At 68.1% G+C, this 26,435-nt stretch carries 21 protein-coding genes; 2 read left to right on the top strand and 19 right to left on the bottom strand.

The window, feature by feature from the left end; genetic code table 11:
• Window positions 1–20: 20 nt before the first annotated feature.
• Complete coding sequence (locus tag WT24_RS09015; RefSeq protein WP_060033230.1) at window positions 21–1,205, bottom strand: M20 aminoacylase family protein; 1,185 nt, start codon at window positions 1,203–1,205, stop codon at window positions 21–23.
• A 29-nt stretch (window positions 1,206–1,234) separates the two neighbouring features.
• Window positions 1,235–2,467, bottom strand: coding sequence for a diaminopropionate ammonia-lyase (locus WT24_RS09010; RefSeq protein ID WP_059499562.1), 1,233 nt, complete (start codon window positions 2,465–2,467; stop codon window positions 1,235–1,237).
• Between the two features lie 178 nt (window positions 2,468–2,645).
• On the opposite strand from WT24_RS09010, the gene WT24_RS09005 reads away from it, so the two are divergent.
• Window positions 2,646–3,122 (top strand): Lrp/AsnC family transcriptional regulator, encoded by a 477-nt coding sequence (locus tag WT24_RS09005; RefSeq protein WP_034203136.1) that lies wholly within the window; start codon window positions 2,646–2,648, stop codon window positions 3,120–3,122.
• Between the two features lie 63 nt (window positions 3,123–3,185).
• Here the strand turns inward: WT24_RS09005 and WT24_RS09000 are convergent, their stop codons facing one another.
• The 15 genes from WT24_RS09000 to WT24_RS08930 form a co-directional block, all read right to left on the bottom strand.
• Window positions 3,186–4,910 (bottom strand): tannase/feruloyl esterase family alpha/beta hydrolase, encoded by a 1,725-nt coding sequence (locus WT24_RS09000; protein ID WP_059499563.1) that lies wholly within the window; start codon window positions 4,908–4,910, stop codon window positions 3,186–3,188.
• Window positions 4,911–4,943: 33 nt separating this feature from the next.
• The gene (locus WT24_RS08995) at window positions 4,944–6,092 is read right to left on the bottom strand and encodes a porin (RefSeq protein WP_060032817.1); all 1,149 of its coding nucleotides are present in this window, start codon (window positions 6,090–6,092) and stop codon (window positions 4,944–4,946) included.
• Window positions 6,093–6,158: 66 nt separating this feature from the next.
• Complete coding sequence (mhpT, locus tag WT24_RS08990) at window positions 6,159–7,364, bottom strand: 3-(3-hydroxy-phenyl)propionate transporter MhpT (protein ID WP_059499565.1); 1,206 nt, start codon at window positions 7,362–7,364, stop codon at window positions 6,159–6,161.
• A 211-nt stretch (window positions 7,365–7,575) separates the two neighbouring features.
• A complete protein-coding gene (locus WT24_RS08985; RefSeq protein ID WP_059499566.1) occupies window positions 7,576–9,477 on the bottom strand; it encodes a feruloyl-CoA synthase in 1,902 nt (633 codons plus the stop codon).
• Window positions 9,474–10,922, bottom strand: coding sequence for an aldehyde dehydrogenase (locus WT24_RS08980; protein WP_060032814.1), 1,449 nt, complete (start codon window positions 10,920–10,922; stop codon window positions 9,474–9,476). Before WT24_RS08980 ends, WT24_RS08985 begins: the two co-directional genes overlap by 4 nt.
• 71 nt (window positions 10,923–10,993) lie before the next feature.
• Window positions 10,994–11,824 carry a p-hydroxycinnamoyl CoA hydratase/lyase gene (locus WT24_RS08975; protein WP_059499568.1) on the bottom strand — a complete coding sequence of 277 codons (831 nt, stop codon included), beginning with the start codon at window positions 11,822–11,824 and terminating at the stop codon, window positions 10,994–10,996.
• Window positions 11,825–12,054: 230 nt separating this feature from the next.
• Window positions 12,055–12,555, bottom strand: coding sequence for a MarR family winged helix-turn-helix transcriptional regulator (locus WT24_RS08970; protein ID WP_059792698.1), 501 nt, complete (start codon window positions 12,553–12,555; stop codon window positions 12,055–12,057).
• 178 nt (window positions 12,556–12,733) lie between these two features.
• Window positions 12,734–13,636: an SMP-30/gluconolactonase/LRE family protein gene (locus WT24_RS08965; RefSeq protein ID WP_059499570.1), complete on the bottom strand. Its 903-nt coding sequence runs from the start codon at window positions 13,634–13,636 to the stop codon at window positions 12,734–12,736.
• A gap of 51 nt (window positions 13,637–13,687) precedes the next feature.
• Entirely contained in the window at window positions 13,688–14,716 is a 1,029-nt protein-coding gene (gene araH, locus WT24_RS08960; protein WP_060032810.1) for an L-arabinose ABC transporter permease AraH, read from the bottom strand.
• Between the two features lie 30 nt (window positions 14,717–14,746).
• Window positions 14,747–16,294 (bottom strand): L-arabinose ABC transporter ATP-binding protein AraG, encoded by a 1,548-nt coding sequence (gene araG, locus WT24_RS08955; protein ID WP_059499572.1) that lies wholly within the window; start codon window positions 16,292–16,294, stop codon window positions 14,747–14,749.
• Between the two features lie 21 nt (window positions 16,295–16,315).
• Entirely contained in the window at window positions 16,316–17,320 is a 1,005-nt protein-coding gene (locus tag WT24_RS08950) for an arabinose ABC transporter substrate-binding protein (protein ID WP_059499573.1), read from the bottom strand.
• Window positions 17,321–17,410: 90 nt separating this feature from the next.
• On the bottom strand, window positions 17,411–18,340 hold the full coding sequence (locus tag WT24_RS08945; protein WP_059499631.1) for a Gfo/Idh/MocA family protein: 930 nt from the start codon (window positions 18,338–18,340) through the stop codon (window positions 17,411–17,413).
• A 25-nt stretch (window positions 18,341–18,365) separates the two neighbouring features.
• Window positions 18,366–19,295 (bottom strand): dihydrodipicolinate synthase family protein, encoded by a 930-nt coding sequence (locus WT24_RS08940; protein WP_059499574.1) that lies wholly within the window; start codon window positions 19,293–19,295, stop codon window positions 18,366–18,368.
• Between the two features lie 49 nt (window positions 19,296–19,344).
• Complete coding sequence (locus WT24_RS08935; protein ID WP_060032807.1) at window positions 19,345–20,703, bottom strand: MFS transporter; 1,359 nt, start codon at window positions 20,701–20,703, stop codon at window positions 19,345–19,347.
• A gap of 425 nt (window positions 20,704–21,128) precedes the next feature.
• Window positions 21,129–22,880 carry an IlvD/Edd family dehydratase gene (locus WT24_RS08930; protein ID WP_059499576.1) on the bottom strand — a complete coding sequence of 584 codons (1,752 nt, stop codon included), beginning with the start codon at window positions 22,878–22,880 and terminating at the stop codon, window positions 21,129–21,131.
• Window positions 22,881–22,994: 114 nt separating this feature from the next.
• Here WT24_RS08930 and WT24_RS08925 point away from each other — a divergent pair, with 114 nt between their 5' ends.
• The gene (locus WT24_RS08925; RefSeq protein WP_059499577.1) at window positions 22,995–23,945 is read left to right on the top strand and encodes a LysR family transcriptional regulator; all 951 of its coding nucleotides are present in this window, start codon (window positions 22,995–22,997) and stop codon (window positions 23,943–23,945) included.
• 50 nt (window positions 23,946–23,995) lie between these two features.
• Here the strand turns inward: WT24_RS08925 and WT24_RS08920 are convergent, their stop codons facing one another.
• Both WT24_RS08920 and WT24_RS34250 read right to left on the bottom strand, forming a co-directional pair.
• Complete coding sequence (locus WT24_RS08920; RefSeq protein ID WP_059499578.1) at window positions 23,996–25,735, bottom strand: ShlB/FhaC/HecB family hemolysin secretion/activation protein; 1,740 nt, start codon at window positions 25,733–25,735, stop codon at window positions 23,996–23,998.
• A gap of 415 nt (window positions 25,736–26,150) precedes the next feature.
• The gene (locus WT24_RS34250; RefSeq protein WP_156441776.1) at window positions 26,151–26,435 is read right to left on the bottom strand and encodes a hypothetical protein; all 285 of its coding nucleotides are present in this window, start codon (window positions 26,433–26,435) and stop codon (window positions 26,151–26,153) included.

The following is a 26,435-nucleotide window of genomic DNA, read 5'->3' as shown; positions in this document are numbered from 1 at the left end:
GTACCGGGCCCTCCCGCCCGCTACGCGGCCCGCAACGCGCGCCGCGCCACTTCCGCGAAATACCGCGCGCCGACCGGCAGAATCTCGTCGTTGAAATCGTACGTCGCGTTGTGCAGCGGCACGCCGCCCAGCCCGGCCGCTTCGCCGTTGCCGATGAACATGAAATTGCCCGGCACCGCCTGCAGGAACGCGCCGAAATCCTCCGAGATCATCATCGGCTGCACGTCGGCGTTCACCGCGTCGGCGCCCGCGACCTGCGCGGCGGCCTGCACGGCCGTCTCGACCCATTCCGGTGAATTCACCGTCGGCGCGAACTCGTGCGTGTACTCGAACGTGCAGGTCGCGCCGTGCGTGCGGCAGATCCCTTCGCTGATCTCGCGCATCCGCGTGGCCAGCAACGTCTGCACGTCGCGCGAATAGCTGCGCGTGTCGCCCTTGATCGTCACGGTCGACGGCAACACGTTGCGCAGCCCGTCGGTGATGAATTCCGTGCACGAAACCACCGCCTGCCGGCCCGGGTCGAGATTGCGCGACACGATCGTCTGCAGCGCGAGCACGATCTGCGCGCCGATCACGATCGGATCGATGCCCATGTGCGGCCGCGCCGCGTGCGTACCGCGCCCGTCGATCCGGATCACGAAATTGTCTTCGCTCGCCATGATGCCGCCCGCACGCGTCGAGAACGTGCCCGCGCGCATGCCCGGCATGTTGTGCGCGCCGAAGATCGCGTCGACCGGAAAGCGCTCGAACAGCCCGTCGGCCATCATCGCCTTCGCGCCGCGGCCGTGCTCTTCCGCCGGCTGGAAAATGAAGCGCACCGTGCCGTCGAAATCCTTGCGTTCGGCCAGCAGCTGCGCGGCGCCGAGCACCATCGACATGTGGCCGTCGTGCCCGCACGCATGCATCTTGCCCGGCGTGCGCGACGCGTGTTCGCGGCCCGGCGCGTGCTCGGCGATGTTCAGCGCATCCATGTCCGCGCGAATGCCGATGGCGCGCGTGCCCGTGCCGGCCGTCAGGTTCGCGACGAGCCCGGTGCCGCCGATGCCGCGATGCACGTCGAGCCCGAGCGTGGTCAGGATGCGCGCGACGTAGTCCGATGTGTTCACCTCTTCGAAACCCGTCTCCGGATACCGGTGCAGATGGCGGCGCCAGGTCTTCAGTTGCGCTTGCAGCGTGCTTGCTTCGATTGCGTCGGTTTCGTCCATCGCGTTCGCCTCGTCGGTCGTCATGTCGTTCAGGCTGCCACCGCCACGCGGCCGAGCCACTCGCGCTGACGCGCGAGCACCGCGTCGGCCGTCTCGCCGACGCACTTCCGGTACACGGACGGCGCGGTCGCCCCTTCCGTGTTGATCGCCAGCACCCGCGCATGCGCATCGAGCCCGACCTGCCGCGCGAGCGCCGGGTCGCGCATCAGCACGTCCAGCCCGGCCACGCCGGCCGCGCCCGATTCGCCGGCGACGAGCGGCACGTCGCGTTCGCTGCCGGCCGCGAGGCTGCGCATCGCCTGCACCGCGTCTTCGTCGTCGATCAGCATGAAATGATCGATGCACATCTCGAGGAAATCCCACGCGAGCGGCGACGCCTCGCCGCACGCAAGCCCCGCCATCACCGAATCGACGCTGCCGGTGGCCTTCGTCGCGCGCCCGGCCAGCGCGCTCTGGTACAGACAATCGGCCTGGCGCGGCTCGACGACGACGAAGCGCGGCCGCTGCACGCCGTCGCGCTCCCACAGGTAGCTCGCGACGCCCGCGGCGAGGCCGCCCACGCCGCCCTGCAGGAACACGTGCGTGAACGGTCGCCCGTCGTCCGCGGCCGCCTGCGCGGCCGCTTCGGCGGCGATCACGCCGTAGCCCTGCATCACGTCGCGCGGAATCGCTTCGTAGCCGTCGTACGACGTATCCGACACGACGTACCAGCCGTTCGCCTGCGCGAGCTGCGCCGCGCAGACGACCGATTCGTCGTAGTTCCCCGCGATGCGCACGATCCGCGCGCCGTACGCCGCGATCGCGCGTTCGCGCTCGGCGTCGACGTTCGCGTGCAGCACGATCACGCACCCGCAGCCGATCGCGCGCGCGGCGGCGGCCAGCGCACGGCCGTGATTGCCGTCGGTCGCGCTGATCACCGTCAGATCGGCCAGAGTCGACGCATAGCGGCCGGTGACGAGCCCCCGCGGATCGAATTCTTGCGTGCGCCGCAGCCGCTTCACGAGCCGCACCAGCGCGATCGGCGCGCCAAGCGCCTTGAAGCTGCCGAGCGACGAGCGGCACGACTCGTCCTTCACGCTGACGCTCGCGACGCCGAGCCGCGCGGCGAGATCGGGCAGCGCGCGCAGCGGCGTGCGCGTGTGGCCGACGAGCGGCCAGTGCGACAGCCACGCGCCGCTTTCGTCGGCCGACGCGATGTTCATCACGCGGCGCAGCGCGTTGGGATAGGGTGTGCGCGATGCGCGCGGGTTGGCGATCAGCATGGCAAAGGGCTCCGGAGCGGGACCGCTGACGGTCCGTCGGGTGAGTCGGATCAGGCAGACGCAGGCTGCGCTCGCCATCGGTTGGAAAAATAATATTGCGTACACTGGCGAATGAAATCGCCAAATCGACGTCTCACACGCAAAAATTTCTCATTCTTTCGAGGCTCGACACACCATCATGACGCCCCCTCTCGATGCGTTCGATCGCAAGCTGTTGATGGAAGTCCAGCGCGACGCGCAGACGCCGCAGGCCGAGCTCGGCGCGCGCGTCAATCTGTCGACCGCCGCCGTGAACCGGCGGCTGCGCCGCCTCGCGGAAGACGGCGTAATCGAGCGCTATACGGCCGTCGTCGCGCCGGACAAGGTCGATCATCCGCTGACGATCGTCGTGAACGTCGAGGTCGAAAGCGAGCAGATCGACCAGCTCGACGCGATGAAGCGCGCGTTCGAGCGCTGCCCGCAGATTCAGCAGTGCTATTACGTGACGGGGGAATGGGATTTCGTGCTGATCCTCGCGGTGCGCAACATGGATCAGTACAACGCGCTCACGCGCGAGCTGTTCTTCGCGAACAACAACGTGAAGCGGTTCAAGACGCTGGTGAGCATGAGCCGCGTGAAGGTCGGCCTCGACGTGCCGGTCGATGCCGGCGAGTGAACGCTGCGGTGAAACGGCCGGCGCACGACTGCCTGCGCCGGCCGCTTCCCATCGACGGCTACGTCAGCGACAACTGAAGCTCGCCGCCGAATTCAGGTCGCCCGAGCCGTTGTAGCGCGCGATCTGCGGATACGGGCACAGCGGCCGCGTGCGCCCCGCGCCCCACGATGCGGGCACGTCCGCGTTCGGCACCGCGTTCGTCGTGTCGCGCGCGGCAGCAACGATCGCCGTCGGCGCCTGCCCCTGTTCGACCCACTCGACGAGCGGCGTCAGCATGTCGAACTGGTCGGCGGCCGGCCCGCCCGAGCAGTGGTTCATCCCCGGCACCGGATAGAAGCGTGCAAAGCTCGACGCGTCGCCGCCGTTCGCCTGCGCGACCTGCGCGTACCAGTCGCGCGTGTCGTTGAACGAAAACACCGGGTCGCCCGTGCCGTGATAGACGAGCAGCTTCGCGCCGCGTGTCTTCAGCGCGGACAGGTTCGTCTCGTCGGGCGGCGTCATGAACGACCACGCCGATTGCGTGTACACGCCGCTCGTCGCGAAGATCGCCGGCGCGTCGTTGTCCATGTCGAAGCCGAGCGCGAAACCGGGCAGGTTCGCGAGCGCCGCGGCGGTTTTCGGCGGCGTCATGAACGTGAACGCCATCGCGGCCGGATCGAGCGTGATCGACGCCGATTGCTTCCACGACGCCCAGCCGCCGGCAGCCACGCCCGGATCGTACGGAAAGCTCGCGTACAGCGCCGTACCCGCGCCGTTGCGCGCACCGGCGAACACGTTCTCCAGCGCGGTTTTCTGCGCAGGCGTCAGGCAGGCGCCGGTGCGCGTGCCGTTCGCGCAGGTCGGGATATCGGTATCGATGCTGAAGTGCGCCTGGCACGCGGCGACGTCCTGCACCATCCCGTCGGCCGCGCCGTCGAGCGCATCGCATTTGTCGAGGATCCTCGCGCCGACGAACTGGCGTTCCGCATCGTTGAAACCGCTGCGGATATCCGGCAACCCGTTCGATCCGGTGGCCGACGCGATCCTCGCGAACTGCTGCGCGCCGTACATCTCGCCGATCGCCGCCTTCGGCAGATGGAAGCCCGGATCGCCCGCGATGATGCCGTCGTAGTCGGCCGGGTTGCGCACCGCCGTGACCATCGCGTGACGGCCGCCGTTCGAGCAGCCGCCGAAATAGCTGCGATCGGGCGCCTTGCCGTACGCGAGCCGGATCACCTGCTTCGCCATCGGCGTCAGCGCATCGACGGCGCCGTAGCCGTAGTCGATCCGCGCCTGCGGATCGAGGCCGAACAGCGGATTCTGCGCGGCGCTGTGCCCGGAATCCGAGCTGATCACCGCGAAACCCTGGTTCAGCGCGTTGGTCAGCGGCCCGCCGCCGCCGATCTCGCCGGTCGCGGTCACGACGTTACCGTCGAGCCCGCCGTTCGCCTGGTAGAAGAAGCGGCCGTTCCACGCTTTCGGCAAGCGCATCTCGAAGCCGATCGCATAGGTCTTGCCGTCCACCGCGCTCACGCGCTCGTTCATCTTCCCTGCGATCACGCAGTGCTCGGCGACCGGCTTGCCGGCCACCGTCAGCGCGCCGGCCGCCGCGGTCGTCACCGACGTGAACGACGTGTTCGCATACGCGAGCTTCGCGGCGAGCGCGTCGCAGGTCTGCGCCATCGCGGCCGGCGTCGCGGCGCTCAGGTGCGTGGGCGCGGCACCGATCGAATCGTCGCCGCCGCAACCGGCGAGCATGGCGGCGGCGGACAGCGGCGCAATACAGAGGATTGCAGATTTTCTGTTCAAGATAACTCCCGTTCGGTTCGTCACGCCGGTGAATCAGAACATGTGCCGCACGCCGACCATCGCGCCGAGCTGCCCCATCCCGGCGCCGGGCGTCGTGCCCGGCCCACCGCCGCTGACCGAGTAGCGGGCATGCGCGCTGTTCCACAGATACGACGACTGTGCGTAGACGGCCGTGCGCTTGCTCAGCAGATAGGTCGCACGCAGCGTCGCCATCGTCGCGCGCGTGTCGTGTGCGCTGTTGACGATCCGGTAGCCTTCGCCGTCGACGATGAAAGCGGGCTTCACCGCATACGACGCACCGACGAAGAACAGGTCCGAATGCGCGCCGGCCGCGGCCGGCGAACCGGTCGACACGCGCCGGCCGATCCAGCCCGCGCCGATCTTCGCGCCGCCCGCCTGCGCATACGCGCTCACGTGCGTGCGCGTGTCCTTGCCGCCGCTGCTCGTGAAGGGGACGGGCGCGACGCCGTCGAAGAAATTCGCGGCCGCGCCGGTGCCGCCGCGCTGCTCCTCGTACGACGCCGCCGCGCCGAAATACGCGCTGTCGTACTTGAGCATCACCGACCAGTTGCGGCACTGCACCGCGTCGCCCGGCACCTGCCCCGCGCACGTGCCTTGCCCCGGCGAGTTGCCGGTGCCCGCGCCGTCGCGGCCGAACGAATACGCGGCGCCGAGCGTCACGCCGCGGTACGTGCCGAGGTAAGTCACCGCGTTGTCGGCGCGGCCGTTCGGCACGTACGCGTCGAACGAGCCGAGCCCGTAGATGTCGGGGCCGATGATGTCCGCGCCCTGCAGCGCGAGATAGGTCATCGTGTACTGACGGCCGAACGCGAGCGTGCCGAAGCCGCTCTTCAGACCGACGAACGCCTGCCGCCCGAACAGCCGTCCGCCTTGCCCGAGATCGCCGCCGCGCACGTTGAAGCCGCTTTCGAGCGTGAACACCGCCTGGTAGCCGCCGCCGAGATCCTCGGTGCCGCGCAGCCCCCAGCGCGACGGCAACTCGCCCGTCACGGCCGGCATCCGCACCACATGGTCGCCGGCCGCGTTCGCGTGCGACACGAATTCGACGCCCGTATCGATGATCCCGTACAGCGTCACGCTCGACTGTGCGTGTGCGCCCGGCGCGGCGAGCGCGCAGCACGCGCCCGCGGCCAGCAGGCCGTTCCTTGTCTTCGTTTTCATTTCGTTGCGTCTCCAGACCGTGTTGAATCGCGCGCTCTGACGGCGCGCATCGAAAAAAGCGAACCGTCAGTCGCCGGCTTGCGGGCGGCGAATCAGCACGAATGCGGCGAAGGCCGCGACGAGCGTGACGGGGATGCTCGCGCCGATCACGACGGGCGCGCTGCGGCCGGCGGCCAGCAGCGTCGCGGCCGCGAGCGGCCCGACGACGGAGCCGAGCCGGCCGACCGCCACCGCCGCGCCGACGCCGGTACCGCGCATCGCGGTCGGGTAGTAGATTGCCGCGAGCGCATACAGCACCGACTGCCCGCCGACCACGAACATCCCCGCCGCGAACGCGGCCGCCGCGAGCGACGCGAAACCGGGCGCGGCCGCGAGCGCGGCGAGCGACAGCACGATCCCGACATACATGCCGCCGACCACGCGCGACGCGCGCATCCGGTCGAGCGCCGCACCGATGCCGAGCGCGCCGAGTCCCGCGCCGACGTTGAATGCGATCTGCACGAGGCCGACGTGCGCGCGATCGAGCCCGCGCGCGGCCATCAGCGACGGCAGCCAGTTCAGCAGGAAGTAGAGGACGATCAGCGTGCAGAAGTAGCTGACCCACAGCGCGACCGTCGACGTCGTGCGGCCGTCGCCGAACAGCGTGCGTGCGACGCTGGCGCGCGCGGCCGGCGTGCCCGCGACGTCGAGATACGCGCGCGATTCCGGCAGGAACCACACGAGCAGCGGCACGAGCAGCAGCGGCCCCACGCCGCCGACGTAGAAGATGTGCCGCCATTCGGTGTCGCCGGCGAGCAGCACGCCGATCAGCGACGCGATCACGCCGCCGAACGGGATCCCGCAGTACATCGTCGCGACCGCGCTACTGCGCGAACGCGGCTCGACCGCTTCGGACGACAGCGCGATCAGGTTCGGCATCGCGCCGCCGAGGCCGATGCCGGTCAGCACGCGCACGACGACGAGCATCGCGAAGCTCGAGACCTGCGCGGTCGCGATCGACAGCAGCCCGAACAGCACGGTCGACGCGATCAGCACGCGCTTGCGGCCGATCCGGTCGGCGAGCCGCCCGCCGAGCATCGCGCCCGGCAGCAGCCCGAAGGTGCCCGCGCTGAACGCGATGCCCATCTGCGACACGGACAGCCCGAATTCGCGCGCCATGCGCGGCGCGGCGACGCCGACCGACTGCAGGTCGAGCCCTTCGAGGAGTGCGATCGCGAAACACAGCGCGAGCGTGGTCGCGACCGTGGGTTTTTCGGCAACGTAGGTATTCATTGTGTCTCCAGTCCCATGTCTTGTAGTCGGTCGGCCGTGCAACGACCGCCGCGCGCCGCCGCCGGCCAGTGGCGGTTCGGCGCGCGAGGTGCCGCATGAACGGCCGCCTTTATCAGGCAACCTGATTCACTGGCCGCAAGCATGCCCGCCGGTGTCGTGGCCGGCCGGTCGTTGTGTGTGCTCGTTGCTGCTGACTGCTTCTGCGTACTGCTTACGCGTAAATCACGTCGGGATCGCGCCGCGCCGGGTCGTACAGCGCGTCGATCGTCGCCGCGCGATGCTTCTGCACGGCCGCCTGGTTCAGCGAACCCTTGTCGGTCACTTCGCCGAGATCGAGCGACGGCGGCGTGTCGATCAGCCGGATCCGCGCGACGAACGTCGAGCCGCCGCTCGCGTTCCGGTTCAGCTCGGCGAGCCACGCCGCGAACGCCGCCCGCACGGCCGGCGCGCGCAGCACGTCGGCCACGGACGCATCGGCGGCAAGCCCCGCGAGCGCACGGCATGCATCGACGCGCGGGAACACCAGCAAGCCGATGTCGTCGCGATCGATCCCGGTCACGACCACGTCCTGCACGTACGGGGCACCCGTCGACACGGCATTCGCGCGCAACGGCCCGACGCTGACGAACGTGCCGCTGCTCAGCTTGAAGTCCTCGGTGAGCCGCCCGTCGAACAGCAGCCCGAGTTCCGGCCGCGCCGGATCGGCAAACACGCCCGCGTCGCCGCTGCGGTAATAGCCTTCTTCGTCGAACACGTCGCGCGGATCGACGTCGGCATGCCAGTAGCCGCGCATCACGTTCGGCCCCTTGAAGCGCAGTTCGTGCTTGCCGCCGCACGGCACGAGCTTCGCGTCGCAGCCGGGCGCGGGCAGCCCGATATAGCCGGCGCGCATCAGCGGCCCCGTGGTGAACAGGCACGACGGCGACGCCTCCGTCATCCCGAGGCCGGCCATGATCCGGATGCGCTCGCCGCAATGCGCTTCGGTCACGCGGTCGAGCCGGTCCCACGCGGCTTGCGACAGCCCCGCGCCGCCGAAGAAATACAGCTTCACGCGCGAGAAGAACGTGTCGCGCAGCTCGGCATCGCGTTCGAGCGCGGCGGTCAGCTCCTCCCAGCCCTTCGGCACGTTGAAGTAGATCGTCGGCGCGATCTCGCGCAGGTTGCGCACGGTTTCGTCGAAACGGCCGGGCATCGGGCGGCCGTCGTCGATATACAGCGTGCCGCCGTTGTACAGCGCGATGCCGAGGTTGTGACTGCCGCCGAACGTGTGATTCCACGGCAGCCAGTCCACCAGCACCGGCGGCTCGCGCGTGAGTTCGGGCATGGTCTGGCGCAGCATCTGCTGGTTGCTGCACAGCATCCGGTGCGTGGTCGGCACGGCCTTCGGCAGCTTCGTCGAACCGGACGTGAACAGGATCTTCGCGAGATGGTCGGGGCCGACCGCATCGTGGATCGCGTCGATCGTGCGCGGGACGGTGGCGACGAGGCGCGACAGCGGCACCGCGCGGCCGTCGGCATCGACGTCGGCATCGCGCGCGACGATCAGCGCCGCATCGGCCGGCAGCGTCGCGTCGAGCGCGCGCGCGAACGGTGCGCGCTCCGCGACGAACACCGCACCCGGCCGCAGCACGCCGAGCGTGTGACGCAGCTTGCCGTAGTCGGTCGACACCAGCGAATACGCGGGCGAGATCGGCGAGTACGGCACGCCGGCCAGCATCGCCGCGAACATCAGCTGCAGATGTTCGAGATCGTTGCCGGACAGCACCGCGAGCGGACGGTCGGCCGACAGCCCGAGATCGACGAGCCCCTGGCCGAGCGCGCGCGCGCGTTCGAGCATCCGCGCGTAGGTGATCTCGATCCAGCGCCCGTCTGCACCGCGCCGCGCGGCCAGCACGCGATCGGGGTGCGCTTGCGCGCCGCGCACGAGGCAGTCGGTGATGCGCGTCGGATAAGCGCCGAGCGGCTCGCGCGAGCGCAGGTACCAGGTGCCGTCGTCGTCGCGGCGAATCTCGGCCGCGCCGACCGCGACGGCCGCCGCGCGATAGCGCACGCCGCCCGTGTCGGCCGCCGGCCCGCCGGCGGGGTGCGAGACGTTCATCGTGACCTCGCTCATATTGGGTAGTGCCGCGGCGCGGTCTGCACGGTGATCCAGCGCAGCTCGGTGAATTCGGCGATCGACGCGCGGCTGCCGAAGCGGCCGTAGCCGCTCGCCTTCGTGCCGCCGAACGGCATCTGCGCTTCGTCGTGCACGGTCGGCCCGTTGATGTGGCAAATCCCCGATTCGATCTGCCGGGCGACCGCCATCGCACGTGCGACGTCGCGGCTGAACACGCTCGCCGACAGCCCGAACTCGCTGTCGTTCGCGAGCGCAACCGCTTCGTCGTCGCTATCCGCACGCAGGACGGCGACGACCGGCGCGAACGACTCCTCGCGATAGAGCCGCATGTCGCGGGTGACGCCGTCGACGATCGCGGGCTGCATCGTCGCGCCATCCACACGGCAACCGAGCGGCAGTTGCGCGCCGTGCGCACGCGCATCCTCGACCAGCGCCGCCGCGCGCGCGGCGGCCCGCGCATCGACCATCGTGCCGAGCGGATGGCCGGCCAGCGGATCGCCCGCGACCAGCGTGCGCGCCTTCGCGGCGAGCCGCTCGACGAGCGCATCGGCGATCGGCCGCGCGGCGATCACGCGCTCGGTCGACATGCAGATCTGCCCCTGGTTGAAGAATGCGCCGAACGCGATCGCATCGACGGCCGCGTCGAGATCGGCGTCGTCGAGCACCAGCACCGGCGCCTTGCCGCCGAGTTCGAGCAGCACGGGCTTCAGGTGCGCGGCCGCGTGGCGCGCGACGATGCGGCCAACGTGCGTCGACCCGGTGAAGTTGATCCGCTTCACGTGCGGATGCGCGATCATCCGCTCGACGAGTTCGGGTGCGTCGGCCGCCGCGTGCGTGATCACGTTCACCACGCCCGCACCGAGCCCCGCTTCGTCCAGCACCGCGCCGATCAGCGCATGCACGCCCGGGCACGCCTCGGACGCCTTCAGCACGACCGTGTTGCCGCACGCGAGCGGCATCGCCAGCGCACGCGTGCCGAGAATCACCGGCGCGTTCCACGGCGCGATGCCGAGCACCACGCCGCACGGCACGCGCATCGCGAGCGCGAGATTGCCCGGCACGTCGGACGGGATCACGTCGCCGGCGATCTGCGTCGTCATCGACGCGGCCTCGCGCAGCATGTTCGCCGCGAGCGTCACGTTGAAGCCGAGCCAACCGGGCGTCGCGCCGGTTTCGGCGACGCCGGTTTCGATGAACGCGTCGATGCGCGCATCCATCAGGTCGGCCGCCTTCAGCAGCCGGCGCCGCCGCTCGGTCGGCGCGAGCGCCGCCCACGCGGGGAACGCGCGGTGCGCGGCGTCGATCGCCGCGTCGGCGTCGGCGTTGCCGGCCGCCGGCGCGCGCGACGCGAGCGCGCCCGTCGCGGGGTTGAGGCGGTCGAAGGTCCGCCCGTCGCGGGCGGCGCACCACTCGCCGCCGATCAGCATCCGTCTGTCGGTCATGTCGTCTCCTGCCTTGCCTGTCTCTTGCGATTACGCCGGCGGTGACGCCGGCGGCTGCGTCGGCGCTTGTATCAGCGCTTGTATGCCTGCAGGCCCGGCTTGATCGTCTTGTCGTCGAGGAACTGCTTCAGCCCCTGCTCGCGGCCGCGCTCCGGGTCGCGCAGCTGCGCCTGGTCGAGCTTCGCGTACAGGTAATCCTCGCACTGTTCCCACGTGAGCTCGCGCGAACGCTTGAAGCCGTGCTTCGCCGCGCGCAGCACGACCGGGTTCTTGTCCATCAGCCGCGCGGCGAGCGCGATCGTCGCATCGCGCAGCCCGGCGAGCGGCACGCTGCTGTTCACGAGGCCCATTTCCGCCGCTTCCGCGCCGGTGAACGTATCGCCGGTCATGATGAAGTGCAGCGCGCGGCGATGCCCGACCGTGTCCGCCATCGCCTTGCTGACGAGGTTGCCCGGCGGGATGCCCCAGTTGATTTCCGACAGCCCGAACACCGCGTCGTCCGCCGCGATCGCGAGGTCGCACGCGACGAGCGGCGAGAACCCGCCGCCGAAGCACCAGCCGTTCACCATCGCGATGGTCGGCTTGTTGTACATCCGCAGGCGGCGCCACTGCCATTCCGATGCGTCGCGGCGCACCTTTTCCTGCAGCGCGTCGGGGCCGCCGTCGATCTCGCGGAAATATTCCTTCAGATCCATGCCGGCCGTCCACGCGGCGCCCGCGCCGGTCAGCACCAGCACCTTCGCCTCGTCGTCGAACTCGATCGCGTCGAGGACTTCCAGCATCTCCCGGTTCAGCGTCGGGCTCATTGCGTTGCGCTTCTCGGGGCGATTCAGCGTCACCCACGCGATGCCGGCCTCCACTTTCACTTCAACGGTCTGCCAGCGATTGTCGTACTTGCTCATGTCTGTTCCTGTCGTTCGTTCCTGTGCGATTCGGTGCGCAGCATTCCTGCTGCGGACGACTTCATTTAATATCAGGCTACCTGATATTGCAAGCGGCACGAGCGCCGGTGTAAACCCGGAGCGGAAGGCTGAGAAAGCGTCGGGAAATCGGGGAGCGGTCGGGCGACCGCCTCTGGCGCGTACGAAGCGAGCGGACCGGCAGGCCCGCGTCGTAAAAATCGGGGAAGCGGTCAGCCGCGCAGGTTGCGCGAGAACAGTTCGAGCGCGCGCTGCACGTGCGCGGCGTCGTCGGCCGAGATGTCGCCGAGCATGCGTGCCTCGAGCGGGCGCAGCACGGCTTCGCATTCGCGCAGCATCGCCGCGCCTGCGTCGGTCAGCGTCAGCAGGATGATGCGGCCATGCGACGGATCGGCTTCGCGCGTGACGAAACCGCGCGCGGCCATCACGCTCATCACCTCGTTCGCCGATTGCGGCGTGATCCACGAGCGCTCGGCCAACTGCGCGTTCGACGATGCGCCGCGCGCCTCGAGCACCGACAGCGCCGTGTATTGCGCGAGCGTGATGCCGAGCGGCGCGAGCGCGTCGGTCATGTGACGCCGCAGCAGCCGGTCGAGGCCGCCGATCACGTAGGTCAGGCGTTGTTGCACGCGCGCTTTCGGCTTGTCGCCCGTCGCGCGGGCGTTCTTCGCGGCGTTCTTCGGATTCGCGGGCTTGGTCGGTGCGGAACTCATGGTGCGGGCAGGATGGAATTGCAGGCCATCTTACCAGCAGGTGGGGAGATGAACGGATGTTCGGGGATGGCGGTCGGCCGCCGTGCGCGCGCGCATGTGCAGCGGATCGCGGGCCAGACCGCGAAGACCGTCGCGTCGGCCCGATCCCATGGACGGGAACCCGTATGCGACGACGCGATCAACCGCGCGGCGTGCCCGCGAACCGCGCGGTCGGCAGCCCCGCATGCCGCGCCTGCGCGACGAACACGCCGCCCGCGTGCGCGTCGCCGGCCAGCGCGTCGTCGCTCAGCCCGACACGCGCACTCGTCACGTACAACCGGCCGTCACCGTCGATCGCGACGCAACTGGGCTGCGCGGTCGGCACCTCGACGCGGTCCGTCTCGATCCCGTCCGGCCCGTAACGCACCACCCGCCGGCCGCCCCACTGCGCGTTCCACAGCCCGCCGTCGCGATCGACGATCGAGCCGTCCGGGTCGCCGTGCGCATCCGTCAGCCGCGCGAACGGCCGCACGTTCGCGACGTCGCCGCCTGCCCGGTAATCGCACACGAAAATCTCGCGCACCAGCGAATCGCAGAAATACAGCTTCGTGCCGTCCGGCGAGAACGCGATGCTGTTCGCGATCGCTGCCGCCGGCAATGCAAGCCGTTCGAGCGTGAGATCGGGATTGAGCCGGTAGAACCCGCCGACCGCGCGCGGCGGCTCGGCGCCCTCGTCCTTCATCCCGAACACGAATGCGCCGAACGGGTCGCAGCGCCCGTCGTTCAGCCGCGTGGGAAGATCGGGTTCGACGTCGACGATCCGCGTGAACGCGCCGCGGCGCAGGTCGAAGAACGCGAGATGCGTCGCGAGCCCGACGAGCAGCACGTCCGGGTCGTCGGTCAGCGCGAAGCACGCGAGCCGTTCGGGCATCGCCCATTGCGCGAGGTCTGAACCGTCCGCGCGGCAGCGCCACAGCTGCGCGCCCTCGATGTCCACCCAGTACAGCGCGTGCGTCCTGTCGCACCACGTCGCGCCTTCGCCGAGCGTGTTGCGGCTGTCGACCAGCAGCGCCGCCGCCGTGCCCGGTTGAGTCTGTTGCATGCCGTCTCCCGATATTCGTCGTAAGTGCAGGCGGCCGCGCGTGAGTCGAAGTCAGATCTTCATCGCGCGCCGCTGGTTGCGACGATACTGGTCGAACAGCACCGCGAGCAACAGAATTCCGCCGCGTATCAGATATTGGTAAAAGGTCGGCACGTTCAGCAGGCTCATCGCGTCCTGCACGGAGCCCATGATCAGCACGCCGACCAGCACGCCGGAGATGGTCGCGACGCCGCCCGTCAGCGACACGCCGCCGAGCACGCACGCGGAAATCACGCCGAGCTCGAGGCCGACCGACGTCTTCGGATCGCCGAGGCTCATCCGCGACGCGAGCATCACGCCGGCAAAGCCCGTCACGAGCCCCTGCAGCACGAACACGGCGATCTTGATGCGCATCACCGGCAGCCCGGCGAGCAGCGCGGCCTCGCCGTTGCCGCCGACGGCCAGCACGTTCTTGCCGAACACCGTCTTGCGCAGCAGGAAGCCGAACACGACGAAGCCGACGATGTTGCTCCAGATCGGATACGAGATGCCGAGGAACGACCCGCCGCCGAGATCGAAGAAGCGCTCCTCGGAGATCATCACCGCGTCGCCGTTCGACGTGATGAACGCGAGCCCGCGCACGACTTCCATCATCGCGAGCGTGACGATCAGCGAGTTGATCCGGTAGCGCGCAATCAGCACGCCGTTCACGAGCCCGACCGCACCGCCCGCGAGCACGCCGGCCGCGATGCCGAGCACGACGCTGTGCGTCGCGGTGATCAGCGTCGACGCGACGACGCCCGCGAACGCGACGATCGACGCGACCGACAGGTCGACCTCGCCGAGCGCGAGCACGAACATCATCGTCACCGCGATCGAGCCGATCAGCGTGACCGACAGCAGCAGGCCCTGGATGTTGCGCGGCGTAAGGAAGTCCGGCACCGTCAGCGACAGCGTCGCGAACAGCACGAGAAACACCATCACGATGCCGGAGCGGTTGATCAGCTGCCATACGCCGCCGCGCGGGTGTGCGGGCGTGGCCGCGGCGGCGGCCGCATCCGGGGATGGGGAGGTACGTTGAGGTTGCATTGCCTGGCTCATATCAGTTGCTTTCCGGTTGACTGCTCGCCGCTAGCGCGGCAGCGCGAGCTTGATCAGCGCGTCGGGCGTCGCGTGCGCCTTCGCGACCTCGCCCGCGATCCGCCCTTCCTTCATCACGACGATGCGGTCCGACACGCCGATCACCTCGGCCAGATCGCTCGACACGAGGATCACCGTGCGGCCGGCTTCCGCGAGTTCGTAGAACAGGTTGTAGATTTCCGCGCGCGCGCCGACGTCGATGCCGCGCGTCGGCTCGTCCATCAGGAACACGTCGATGCGCTCGGCCAGCCAGCGCGCGAGCACGACCTTCTGCTGGTTGCCGCCCGACAGCGCGCCGATCGGCGTTTCGCCGTCGCGGGTCTTGATCGCGAGCCGCTCGATGTATTGCTGCGCGAGCTCGCGTTCGCGCCGCCCGTCGAGCAGCACGCGCGCCGGACTGAAATGACGGCGCGCGCTGATGTTCAGGTTGTCGGCCACCGACGCGATCGCGACGATGCCTTCCTGCTTGCGGTCTTCCGGGCACAGCGCGATGCCGGCGCGCACCGCGTCGCGCGGGCTGCCGAACGCCACCCGCTTGCCGTTCAGCTCGACGTACCCGGCACTCGGCCGCACCGCGCCGTACAGCAGCTTCATCAGCTCCGAGCGGCCCGCGCCGACGAGCCCGAAGAAGCCGACGATCTCGCCGCGCCGCGCGGTGAACGACACGGGCTCGGCCAACCCCGGCCCCGTCAGTCCCTTCGCTTCGATCAGCACGTCGCCGGCGGGGCGCGGCCGATAGCCGTACACGTCCTCGATCGAACGGCCGACCATGCAGCCGATCAGCCGGTCGCGGTCGAGATCGGCGACGGATTCGAACGTGTCGATGCGGCGGCCGTCGCGAAACACCGTCACGCGGTCGCACAGTTCGTAGACTTCCTCCATCCGGTGCGTGACGTAGATGATCGCGCGGCCTTGCGCGCGCAGCGCGCGGATGATCCGGAACAGTTGCGTGGTTTCGCGCGCGGACAGCGAACTCGTCGGTTCGTCGAACGCGATCACGCGCGCGTCGCGCATCAGCGCCTTGCCGATCTCGATCATCTGGCGCTGGCCGATCGACAGATATTTCACCGGGATGCCCGGATCGATGTGCTCGCCGAGCCGCTCCAGCGCATCGAGCGCGCGCGCGGCGAGCGCACGCTCGTCGACCACGCCGAGCCGGCTCGGCAATTGCCCGAGCATCAGGTTTTCCGCGACCGTCAACTCGGGCACCAGATGCAGCTCCTGGTAGATGATCGCGATGCCGGCCTCGAGCGCCGCGCGCGTCGACGCGAAGCGCTGCACCGTGCCGTTCAGCGTCAGCGTGCCCGCCTGCGGCTGGTTCACGCCGGACAGCACCTTCAGCAGCGTCGATTTCCCGGCGCCGTTCTCGCCCATCAGCCCGTGCACTTCGCCCGCGCGCACCGACAGCGACACCGCGTCGAGCGCACGCACGCCCGGAAACGTCACGGTGATGCCGTCGAGCGCGAGCAGCGGGCCTTCCGGCGGCGCGGCCGCTTCTGCGTCGTGGCCGGACGCGGCCGTCATCGTCTGCATCGTCATCGCGTTCTCGCCTCGCCCCGCTCAGATACCGAGTTCGGCGCGCACGGCCTGCCAGTTCGCGCGCGTCATCAGCTTGCCGCTCGTCTGCGTGTCGGCCGGCGGCGTCTTGCCGGTGCGGATCCAGTCGACGAGATTCTGCGTGCTCTCCTTGCCGTGGTTCGTCGAGCTGACCGCGATCGTCCCGTAGAAGCCGGTCGGCTCCTTCTTCTGGAACTCGGCAAACGCCTCGCCCGCGCCGTTGATGCCGACGCCGATCACGTCCGCCGCCGGAATGTGCAGCTGCTCGGTCGCGCGTACCGCGCCGAGCACCGTTTCCTCGTTCAGCGCGTAGATCACCCATTTCTTCACGTTCGGATGGCGGGCGAGCACGGGCGCTGCCGCGCTGAAGCCGCCTTCGTCGTCGGTCGTCTTCTGCGGCGCGTCGAAGATGTTCTCCTTGCGGAAGCCGTTCGCGAGCAGCGCCTGCGTCGCGCCGTCGGTGCGCAGCTTCGCGGTCGGCAGCTCGTAGTTGGTGACGCGCAGCGCGCCGACTTCCTCGGGCTTCCAGCCGCGCCGCTTCATCTCGTCGGCGATCGCCTGGCCGACCTGGTTGCCGATCTTGGTCGCCGACATCCCGAGGTGCGGCACGTTCGGCAGCGGCTTGCCGCTCGAATCGACGAGCTGGTCGTCGACCGTCACGAACTTCATGTTGTAGCGCTTCGCGCGCGACGCGATCGCCGGCCCGAGGCGCACGTCCGGCGCGCAAATCACGAAGCCCTGCGCGCCCTGCGAGCCGAGGTTGTCGATCGCGGCCAGCACCTTCTCGCCGTCCGGCGTGCCGATCTTCACGACCGAGAAGTTCTCCTTCTGGCCGAGCGCGGACGCCGCGTTCTGCTCGTTGATGAACCACGCCTGCTCCGGCATCTTCACGAGGAAGCCGATCTTCAGCGGCGCATCGGCGCGCGCGGCGCCCTGCATGCCGAGCGGTGCGATGCAGAGCGCGGCCAGCAGCGCGCGCAGGGTATGTCGACGAATCGTGCGGTTCATGGGTGTCTCCTTTGTATCGGCCGATGCCGTGGATGTGTGTCGTAATCGATCACGCGTCGCGCGCTTCGCGCCGAAGCGCGCGACGCAGGTTCAACGGCCGAACGCGTCGGTCTGCACGCGCCGGCCGAACAGGAAGGCGTCGGCGACGAGCCGCAGCGGCCGCGCGTCGACGTCGCTTTCGCCACGCGCGATCAGCGCGTGGAAGTGCGCATACAGCGCCGGATACTCGCGTTCCGGGCCGACCTCGACCGGCTCGCCCGCGATCGACAGTTGCGCGCCGCCGCGGCTGATCGCGAGCACGCCGTCGGCCGTGTCGACTGCGATCTCCCATTGCTCGACCGGCCCGTGCCGCCAGTCGAATTCCGCGTGCACCGGCACGCCGGCGGTATCCGCGCAATCGAGTTCGGCCGCGATCGGCATCTGTGCGTCGCTCGGCACGAACAGCGTCGCCTCGCGCAGCACGAGCTCGCGCGGCAGGATTCGCGTGACGATCGACAGCGCGTTGATGCCCGGATCGAACACGCCGAGGCCGCCCGGTTCCCAGATCCACTGCTGCCCCGGATGCCAGCGCCGCACGTCCTCCTTCCAGCGCACCTGCACCGCCCGGATCGTGCGCGTCGCGAGCCACGCGCGCGCCGGCTCGACCGCGCTCGCGCAGCGCGAATGCCAGGTCGCGAACAGCGTGAGGCCGCGCTCGCGCGCCAGCGCTTCCAGCGCAGCCACTTCGCCCAGCGTCGCGCCCGGCGGCTTCTCGAGCATCACGTGCTTGCCGGCTTCGAGCGCGGCGCGCGCCTGCGCGTAGCGCACTTGCGGCGGCGCGCACAGCGAGACCGCTTCGAGCTCGCGCTCGGCGGCCAGCAGCGCGGTCAGATCCGGATAATTGCGCACGCCGTTGACTTCCGCGTGACGGCTCGCACAGGCAGTCAACGCGAAGCCCGGTTCGGCGGCGATCGCCGGCAAATGCTGGTCGCGCGCGATCTTGCCGATCCCGACGACGCCCAACGAAATCACATCGCTCATCGTGCTTTCCTCCTTCGCCACTCGCTCAGTGCGCCCAGCGCAGCACGAGCGGATCGAGCCGGCGCGCGATCGCGAGCAATTCCGCGCGCGTGTCCGGGTGCAGTTCCGGCATCGGATGCCGCGGCCGCTCGCACGCGATCACACCGCCTTCGCGCATCAGCGCTTTCGCGGTCAAGATCCCGGACTGGCGGTTCTCGTGATTGATCAGCGGCAGCCACGTCTGGTAATGCGCGAACGCATCGTCGTGCCGCCCTTCGCGGAACGCTTCGAGGATCGGCCGGATGCCGTCCGGAAAGCCGCCGCCCGTCATCGCGCCGGTCGCGCCCGCATGAAGATCGGCGAGCAGCGTGATCGCCTCCTCGCCGTCCCACGGCCCCTCGATCGCGTCGCCGCCGAGCCGGATCAGCTCGCGCAGCTTGTTCGCGGCACCAGGCGTCTCGATCTTGAAGTACGCGACCTGCTCGATCTCGCGCGCCATCCGCGCGAGGAACGGCGCGGACAGCGCGGTGCCGCTCGCGGGCGCGTCCTGGATCATGATCGGGATGTCGATCGCATCCGACACGCGCGCAAAGAAATCGAAGATCTGCGCTTCCGGCACGCGGAACGTCGCGCCGTGATACGGCGGCATCGCCATCACCATCGCCGCGCCGAGCTGCTGCGCGCGCAGGCTGCGCGCGGCACACACCTGCGTGCTGTAGTGCGACGTCGTGACGATCACCGGCACGCGGCCTGCGACGTGTTCGAGGATCGTGCGCGTAAGCACGTCGCGTTCGTCATCGGCGATCGCGAACTGTTCGGAGAAGTTCGCGAGGATGCACAGCCCGTCCGAGCCGGCGTCGATCATGAAATCGACCGCGCGCTTCTGGCTCGCGAGGTCGAGCTCGCCGGTCTCGGTAAACGTCGTCGGGACGACAGGGAAAATGCCGCGATAGCGCGGCGTGCTGCTCGATGTCATGGTTGGTCCTGCATCAGTCGAATCGGCGTTCAGCCGGAAAACAAGGCGCTCAGGATTCGCCGGCGAACGCGCCGGCGGCCGGTTCGGGCACGCGCAGCGCGGCCCGGACCACGAACGTCATCAGCACCGCGAACAGCAGCGTCGCCGCGAGGAAGTACAGGCCGGCCGCGAGGCTGCCGGTCGATGCCTTGATCAGTCCGATCCCGTATGGCCCCAGGTAACCGCCGAGATTCGCGAGCGAATTGATCGCGGCGATGCCGACCGCGGCGCTCGTGCCGGTCAGGAATTCGCCGGGCAGCGCCCATACGACGGCCTGGATCGAATACAGCGAAAACGCGGTGAGGCAGATGAACAGGAATTGCAGCGCGGGTTGCCGTACCCACGCGCTCGCGGCCATCGTCACGGCGGCGGCGGCCGACACGACGACGATGTGCCAGTAGCGCTCGCGCTTGCGGTCCGAATGGCGCGGCACGACGAGCAGGCCGACCACCGCGAACAGGTACGGCACGGCGGACAGCAGGCCGGTCGTCGCATCGCCGGTGCCGAACGCGTGAATGATCGTCGGCAGCCACAGCGACAATCCGTAGATGCACAGCGGGAACGGCAGGAACAGCGCGGCGAGCAGCAGCACGCGGCGGTCGCGCAACGCGGCGAGCGGATTGCCGTGCGAATCGGGGCGATAGGTGTCGCGGTCGGCGGCGAGTTGCCGGGCGATCCAGCGGCGTTGGCCGTCATTCAGCCAGCGCGCATGCGCGGGCGACTCGGGCAACAGCCGCAGCGTCGGCCACGCGAGCAGCACGGCAGGCAGGCCGCTGACGACGAACAGCGTCTGCCAGTCCGACAGGCCGAGCCACCCGTGCGTCGACAGCAGCCAGCCGGCGAGCGGCCCGGTCACGATACCGGCGAACGGTTGCGCGAGCACGAGCAGGCCGATCACCCGCGCGCGATCGCGCATCGGGAACCATTGCGTGAGGAAGTACAGGATGCCGGGATAGAGGCCGGCTTCGGCCGCGCCGAGCAGGAAGCGCAGCACGTAGAAGCTGGTCGGCCCCTGTACGAGCGCCATGGCCATCGTGATCGCGCCCCAGGTCGCGAGGATGCGCGCGAACCATACGCGTGCGCCGAAGCGGCCGAGTGCGAGGTTGCTCGGTACCTCGCACAGGAAGTAGCCGATGAAGAACAGTCCCGCGCCGAGCCCGTACGCGGCGTCGCCGAGGCCGATCGCCGCGTTCATGTGGAGCTTCGCGAAGCCGACGACGGTACGGTCGACGTAGGCGACCACGTAGATCAGCGCGAGGAACGGCACCAGCTTGCGCGTGAGCAGGCGGGTCAGGTGCCGTTCGTCGACGGCTGCCGTCGAATCGGACTGTTCCGCCGCGTCCTGCGCGCTCGTGTACTGCGTCGTCATCTTGTCTCCTGTCGACGTACGTTAGCGCTTCAGCGCTTACGTACGTCCCATGCATCGCGGTCGATCCACGTTAGCGCTTCAGCGCTTACGTGGATCCCATGCATCGCTGTCGACCCACGTTAGCGCTTCAGCGCTTGCGCGGACCCCATGCTTCGCGGTCAACGCACGTTAGTGCTTTCGCGCTTACGTGCGTCCCATCCTTCGCGGCCGGTATGCATTTGCGCTTGGGGGCTTGCGCATACCGCATGCTTCGCGGCCGATCCCCGTTGGCGCTTCTGCGCTCATACCCCATACTTCGCGGTCGGCCGTCGTTTGTGCGTGAACGCTTACGCAGCTCTTCCTTCACGCTCGGCCGCATCCGGCGCGTCACCGTGTTTCCCTCGTGCCCCGTCTCGGTCCGTTCCCGGAATGCGTGTTCCCGCCGCTCAATGCGAATGGCTCGGCACTTCCGCGCCGCGCGTGCCAACCAGGAAGTCGAGGTCGCACCCCTCGTCGGCCTGCAGCACGTGATCGATGTACAGCCGTGCATAGCCGCCCTTGCCGAGCTGGCCGGCCACACCCGGCGCCGCGGTCGGATCGACGTCCGACAGGCGGCGCTGCAGCTCTTCGTCCGTGACGTCGAGATGCAGCGTGCCGGCCTCGCAGTCGAGCTCGATCCAGTCGCCGTTGCGCACGGCCGCGAGCGGCCCGCCGGCCGCCGCTTCCGGCGCGACGTGCAGCACGACCGTGCCGTACGCGGTGCCGCTCATCCGCGCGTCGGAAATCCGCACCATGTCCTTCACGCCCTGGCGCAGCAGCTTCGGCGGCAGCCCCATGTTGCCGACCTCGGCCATGCCCGGATAGCCGCGCGGCCCGCAGTTCTTCAGCACCATCACGGAGCTCGCATCGACGTCGAGCGATTCGTCGTTGATCGTCGCCTTGTAGTGCTCGAGGTTCTCGAACACCACCGCGCGGCCGCGATGCTTCAGCAGCTCGGGGCTCGCCGCCGACGGCTTCAGCACCGCGCCGCGCGGCGCGAGATTGCCGCGCAGGATACAGATCCCGCCGTCCGCGATCAGCGGCCGGTCAAGCGGGCGGATCACTTCTTCGTCGTAGTTCGGCGCTTCGCGCACGTTGTCCCACAGCGACTTGCCGTTGACCGTCAGCGCATCCGGATGCGGCAGCAGCCCGCCTTCGCCGAGCCGGCGCAGCACGGCCGGCAGCCCGCCCGCGTAATAGAACTCCTCCATCAGGAAGCGCCCCGACGGCATCAGGTCGACGATCGTCGGCGTGTCGCGGCCGATGCGCATCCAGTCTTCCAGTTCGAGCGGCACGCCGATGCGGCCGGCGATCGCCTTCAGGTGAATCACGGCATTCGTCGAGCCGCCGATCGCCGCGTTAGTGCGGATTGCGTTCTCGAACGCCGCGCGCGTCAGGATCTTCGACAGCACGAGCCCTTCGAGCGCCATCTCGACGATCCGGATGCCCGACATGTGCGCGAGCACGTAGCGGCGCGAATCGACGGCCGGAATCGCCGCGTTGTGCGGCAGCGCGACGCCGAGCGCCTCGGCCATGCACGCCATCGTCGACGCGGTGCCCATCGTGTTGCAGGTGCCGGCCGAGCGCGACATGCCGGCCTCGGCCGACAGGAAGTGATGCACGTCGATCTCGCCGGCCTTCAGCGCTTCGTGCAACTGCCACACGGCCGTGCCCGAACCGATGTTCTTGCCTTCGAGTTTGCCGTTCAGCATCGGGCCGCCCGACACGACGATCGCCGGCACGTCGCAGCTGGCCGCACCCATCAGCAGCGCAGGCGTCGTCTTGTCGCAGCCGGCGAGCAGCACGACCGCGTCGATCGGGTTGCCGCGGATCGCTTCCTCGACGTCCATCGACGCGAGGTTGCGCGTGAGCATCGCCGACGGCCGCAGGTTCGATTCGCCGTTCGAGAACACCGGGAATTCGACCGGGAAGCCGCCCGCCTCGGAGATCCCGCGCTTCACGTGCTCGGCGAGCTTGCGAAAGTGCGCGTTGCACGGCGTCAGTTCCGACCATGTGTTGCAGATGCCGATGATCGGCCGGCCGTCGAATTCGTGATCGGGAATGCCCTGGTTCTTCATCCAGCTCCGGTACATGAAGCCGTTCTTGTCGTTCGTGCCGAACCATTGAGCGGAGCGCAGCCTGGGTTTTGTTGCCGACATCGTCAGTCCTGTGGTGACGGGATACCGGCGCAGTCTAGGCAGAATTTTGATAACTGGCTAATGACGATTTAGGCGATTACGATATCGATTCCGATATCGATATAAACCCGTACGATGCCCGAAGCCAGCCCATGGGGAAACCGCGCCCGCCTGAAGACGCGCCAGTTGCTGCTGCTCGTCGCGCTCGCCGACGAAGGCAGCATTCACCGCGCGGCGGCGGCGCTGAACATGACGCAGCCGGCTGCGTCGAAGCTGCTGCGCGAACTCGAGGAATCGATCGGCGCGGTGCTGTTCGAGCGCCTGCCGCGCGGGATGCGGCCGACGCTGTACGGCGACGCGCTGATCCGCCACGCGCGCGCGGCGCTCGGCAGCCTCGACCAGGCGCACGAGGAACTGGCCGCGCTGAAGGCCGGCCATCTCGGCCACGTGGCGGTCGGTGCGATCACGTCGCCGGGCCTGCGCCTCGTGCCGCCGGCCGTCGCCGCCGTGAAAGGCACGCATGCCGGCCTGCACGTGTCGGTCGAGATCGACACCAGCAACGTGCTGCTCGAACACCTCGCGCAGGAAAAGATCGACATCGTGCTCGGCCGGCTGTCGGCCGAACACGACAAGCTGCGCCTGCGCTACGAGCCGCTGACCGGCGAGTCGGTGGCGGCCGTGGTGCGCCCCGGCCATCCGCTGCTCGCGCACGCGCCGCTGTCGCTCGCGGACGTGCAGCGCGCCGCCTGGGTCGTGCCGCCGGCCGGCAGCGTGCTGCGCCACCGCTTCGATCTCGTGTTCCAGCGCGCGAGCCTCGCGCCGCCGGCGAACGTCGTCGAAACGGCCGCGCTGCTGTTCATCACGCAATTGATCGAGCAGAGCGACATGATCGCGGTGCTCGCCGAGGACGTCGCGCGGTACTACGCGCGGCACGGCATCGTCACGGTGCTGCCGCTGGAAATGGATTGCCGGATGGACGACTTCGGGATCATCACGCGCACCGACCGGCTGCATTCGCCGGCGGTGACGGTGATGGTCGATGCGATTCGGGCGGCGGCACGGGAGGTGTACGACGTCGCGCTGTGACGTGGGCGCCGGCTTCCGGACAGGCCGGGCACGGGCTTACGCTTTCATCATCAGAACTGTGCGGTGACCTGAAAACCAACCGTGACACGCGCCGTCGGGAACCCGGACGGCTTGTAGATCGGCGTGCCAGCGAACAGGTCGTAGCCATAGCCACCGAATCGTGTCGCGACGCTGCCTTTGACGCCGATCACGGCACCGGCGAGCTGCGTGCCGACCAGGGCGACCGGCTGCGGGCCCCACACGCGGCCGTAGTCGATGCCGGCATAGACGGCCTGTCCGGTTCGGCCGATCGGCGCCTGAAGCTCGTTGCGCCAGTAGAAACCGCGCGCCGCGGCCAACATCGTCTCGCCATCGAATCCACGCACCGTATAGCGGCTGCCGATCGTCAGATCGTCGATATAGTAGAGCGTATTGCCCGTGTACTGGCCGTGGAACGTCGTGACGTAGCGGAACGGCTGCTGCGCAATCGCGAACGGCACCGACAGGTTCGCGTCGAGCACGGCCATTTTGAAGCGATAGGTCTGGTCTCCATTCAGCTCGGGGATATCGTCCTGCGCGCCGAACCCGCCGACGCCTTGACGGTACGCGAGCGTGCCGTCGAATTGAGCACCGCCGAAATAGTGTCGATCATTCAGACCGAGTTCGATGAACGTGTTGTTGCGGCGTTGTTGCGGGATTTCCGTATCTTCGATGAAGCTCTGGCCGAAGCGGCGCGACAGGCGCACGTAGCCGCCGAATACGTCGTTCTGGCTGCGCGCGAGCACGCGGGCGAGTTTGAAATCGACTGTCTTCGAATTACCGCTCGCGACGAAGGTTTGGTTGACCCCGGCGATTTGCTGATAGTACGTGTTCGTGTACGCGGACAGCGTCGCAGTCCAGTAGCCCCACGGAATCGAATAAAAGCCGTTCCAGCCGTGCGAGCCGAGGCGCTTGTCGCCGAACTCGAGATCCTGGCTCACGCCGATGTTGAAGAGGTCGTTCAGGCCCAGCGGATTGTCGATGCCGAGCGACAGGTTACCCTGCAGTTTGCCGGTCGCGCGTGTGCCGGAGTTGTCGATCGATGCGACGACGGTCCACGGCTTACTGCGTTTCACGTCGAGCACGACGTCGCTTTCGCCGGGCACATCGGCCGGCACGATCTGCATCGACACGTCCTGGCTCGACACGCGCTTCATCTGCTCCAGACCTTGCTCAAGGTCGCGCAGGTTGAGCAGTTCGCCGTCGCCGGTCGGGAAGGCGGTCTTCCAGGTGCCGCGGAGCTTTTCATCGGCGAAGCGTACATGGCGGATGACACCGGGGATCAGCGAGAGCTTCAGCGTGCCGATGGAGAGATCCTGTTCGGGCAGCAGCACGCGCGTCGTCACGTACCCGCGCGCCAGAATGGCTTGCGACAGGCCTTTGACGAGCGCGTCGAGTCCCTGTTTGCCGACACACTGCCCGGTGTAGTGTTCGAGCCATTCGCGCGCGAAGGCGAAACGATCCATCGGCAATGCCGACGCGCCTTGCAACTTCAGGGAAGCGGGCAGCGCATCGGGTACGTCGAGGGAGAAACGATCAATGCGAAAGCAGGGCGTTTCCGACGGCAGCGTGGGATACCCGGCGCGTGCCGTCATGTTCGACCGTACCCCGGGCGCGGTGACGGTTCGCTCGCGCTCACGTGCCTCTTCTTGCTGTCGGGTTTGCTGGTCATTGCCCGGAACGGTCAGGCGCGGCGCTTCCTGCGCGGACACACTGGTCGCGATAAGCAGCAGCGCTGCTACAGCGGAATTCCCCCGGCAAATAGTTCTCATGTATTTTTCATCACTTGATTGTGAATGTCGACTACGTCGCACACCGATCGGTGCTCAGTATGCGATCGGCAGTTAACCGGACGCACCTAGCATCCGTCAACGCCATTAGACTTACCGCATTACAACATCGCAAGAAGCCATGGGCGCTCGAAGATAAAAGCAGCGATTAATTCGACGCTCATTAATGCCATTAATTATCTTTGCCATCCTTCATTTCTGAAAATATGGGAGCGACTTCTTAAATCCAACCAATAAATTTCCCATCAGAAGGGATTCAAAAAAGACGCACGAGTGCCTTTCCAGAGGCGAAACTTCCCAAGCACCTTACCCACAAGTGTCCTGAACATTTCGTCAATCAACCCGCCTATGATCTAACCCGACATGGCAGTCCCTGACCAATAGGAGTGCAGGTCGGTCAGTTCTCTCGGTTTTTTTGTGCGGTATGCCCTAAAAAAGCAACGAGAGTGACAGTGGCAGACAAACCCACAAATACAAGCAACGCGAAAGGCGTAAGGAATTCACCGAATCTAGATACTGTAGCCTTGAAGCCAACCACCACAATCCCCGCCGCAAATAATCCAAGATATATAAGCAACATTGATGCGAAGAAAACCTTCCAGAGACGAAATTTCCCGAGAATCCTTCCGAAAACTGGGCCGAAGAATCCTCCTATAAGACCACTTATGGATTCAAGCGACAT

It is taken from the genome of Burkholderia sp. MSMB1078WGS, from assembly GCF_001528895.1.
Lineage (GTDB): Bacteria > Pseudomonadota > Gammaproteobacteria > Burkholderiales > Burkholderiaceae > Burkholderia.
This window is presented reverse-complemented; position numbering and strand designations above follow the sequence as displayed.

Coding starts and splice junctions, on each gene's coding strand:
- WT24_RS09015 (WP_060033230.1), bottom strand. CDS start 1,205: ATGGACGAAACCGACGCAATCGAAGCAAGCACGCTGCAAGCGCAACTG.
- WT24_RS09010 (WP_059499562.1), bottom strand. CDS start 2,467: ATGCTGATCGCCAACCCGCGCGCATCGCGCACACCCTATCCCAACGCG.
- WT24_RS09005 (WP_034203136.1), top strand. CDS start 2,646: ATGACGCCCCCTCTCGATGCGTTCGATCGCAAGCTGTTGATGGAAGTC.
- WT24_RS08995 (WP_060032817.1), bottom strand. CDS start 6,092: ATGAAAACGAAGACAAGGAACGGCCTGCTGGCCGCGGGCGCGTGCTGC.
- mhpT (WP_059499565.1), bottom strand. CDS start 7,364: ATGAATACCTACGTTGCCGAAAAACCCACGGTCGCGACCACGCTCGCG.
- WT24_RS08985 (WP_059499566.1), bottom strand. CDS start 9,477: ATGAGCGAGGTCACGATGAACGTCTCGCACCCCGCCGGCGGGCCGGCG.
- WT24_RS08980 (WP_060032814.1), bottom strand. CDS start 10,922: ATGACCGACAGACGGATGCTGATCGGCGGCGAGTGGTGCGCCGCCCGC.
- WT24_RS08975 (WP_059499568.1), bottom strand. CDS start 11,824: ATGAGCAAGTACGACAATCGCTGGCAGACCGTTGAAGTGAAAGTGGAG.
- WT24_RS08970 (WP_059792698.1), bottom strand. CDS start 12,555: ATGAGTTCCGCACCGACCAAGCCCGCGAATCCGAAGAACGCCGCGAAG.
- WT24_RS08965 (WP_059499570.1), bottom strand. CDS start 13,636: ATGCAACAGACTCAACCGGGCACGGCGGCGGCGCTGCTGGTCGACAGC.
- araH (WP_060032810.1), bottom strand. CDS start 14,716: ATGAGCCAGGCAATGCAACCTCAACGTACCTCCCCATCCCCGGATGCG.
- araG (WP_059499572.1), bottom strand. CDS start 16,294: ATGACGATGCAGACGATGACGGCCGCGTCCGGCCACGACGCAGAAGCG.
- WT24_RS08950 (WP_059499573.1), bottom strand. CDS start 17,320: ATGAACCGCACGATTCGTCGACATACCCTGCGCGCGCTGCTGGCCGCG.
- WT24_RS08945 (WP_059499631.1), bottom strand. CDS start 18,340: ATGAGCGATGTGATTTCGTTGGGCGTCGTCGGGATCGGCAAGATCGCG.
- WT24_RS08940 (WP_059499574.1), bottom strand. CDS start 19,295: ATGACATCGAGCAGCACGCCGCGCTATCGCGGCATTTTCCCTGTCGTC.
- WT24_RS08935 (WP_060032807.1), bottom strand. CDS start 20,703: ATGACGACGCAGTACACGAGCGCGCAGGACGCGGCGGAACAGTCCGAT.
- WT24_RS08930 (WP_059499576.1), bottom strand. CDS start 22,880: ATGTCGGCAACAAAACCCAGGCTGCGCTCCGCTCAATGGTTCGGCACG.
- WT24_RS08925 (WP_059499577.1), top strand. CDS start 22,995: ATGCCCGAAGCCAGCCCATGGGGAAACCGCGCCCGCCTGAAGACGCGC.
- WT24_RS08920 (WP_059499578.1), bottom strand. CDS start 25,735: ATGAGAACTATTTGCCGGGGGAATTCCGCTGTAGCAGCGCTGCTGCTT.
- WT24_RS34250 (WP_156441776.1), bottom strand. CDS start 26,435: ATGTCGCTTGAATCCATAAGTGGTCTTATAGGAGGATTCTTCGGCCCA.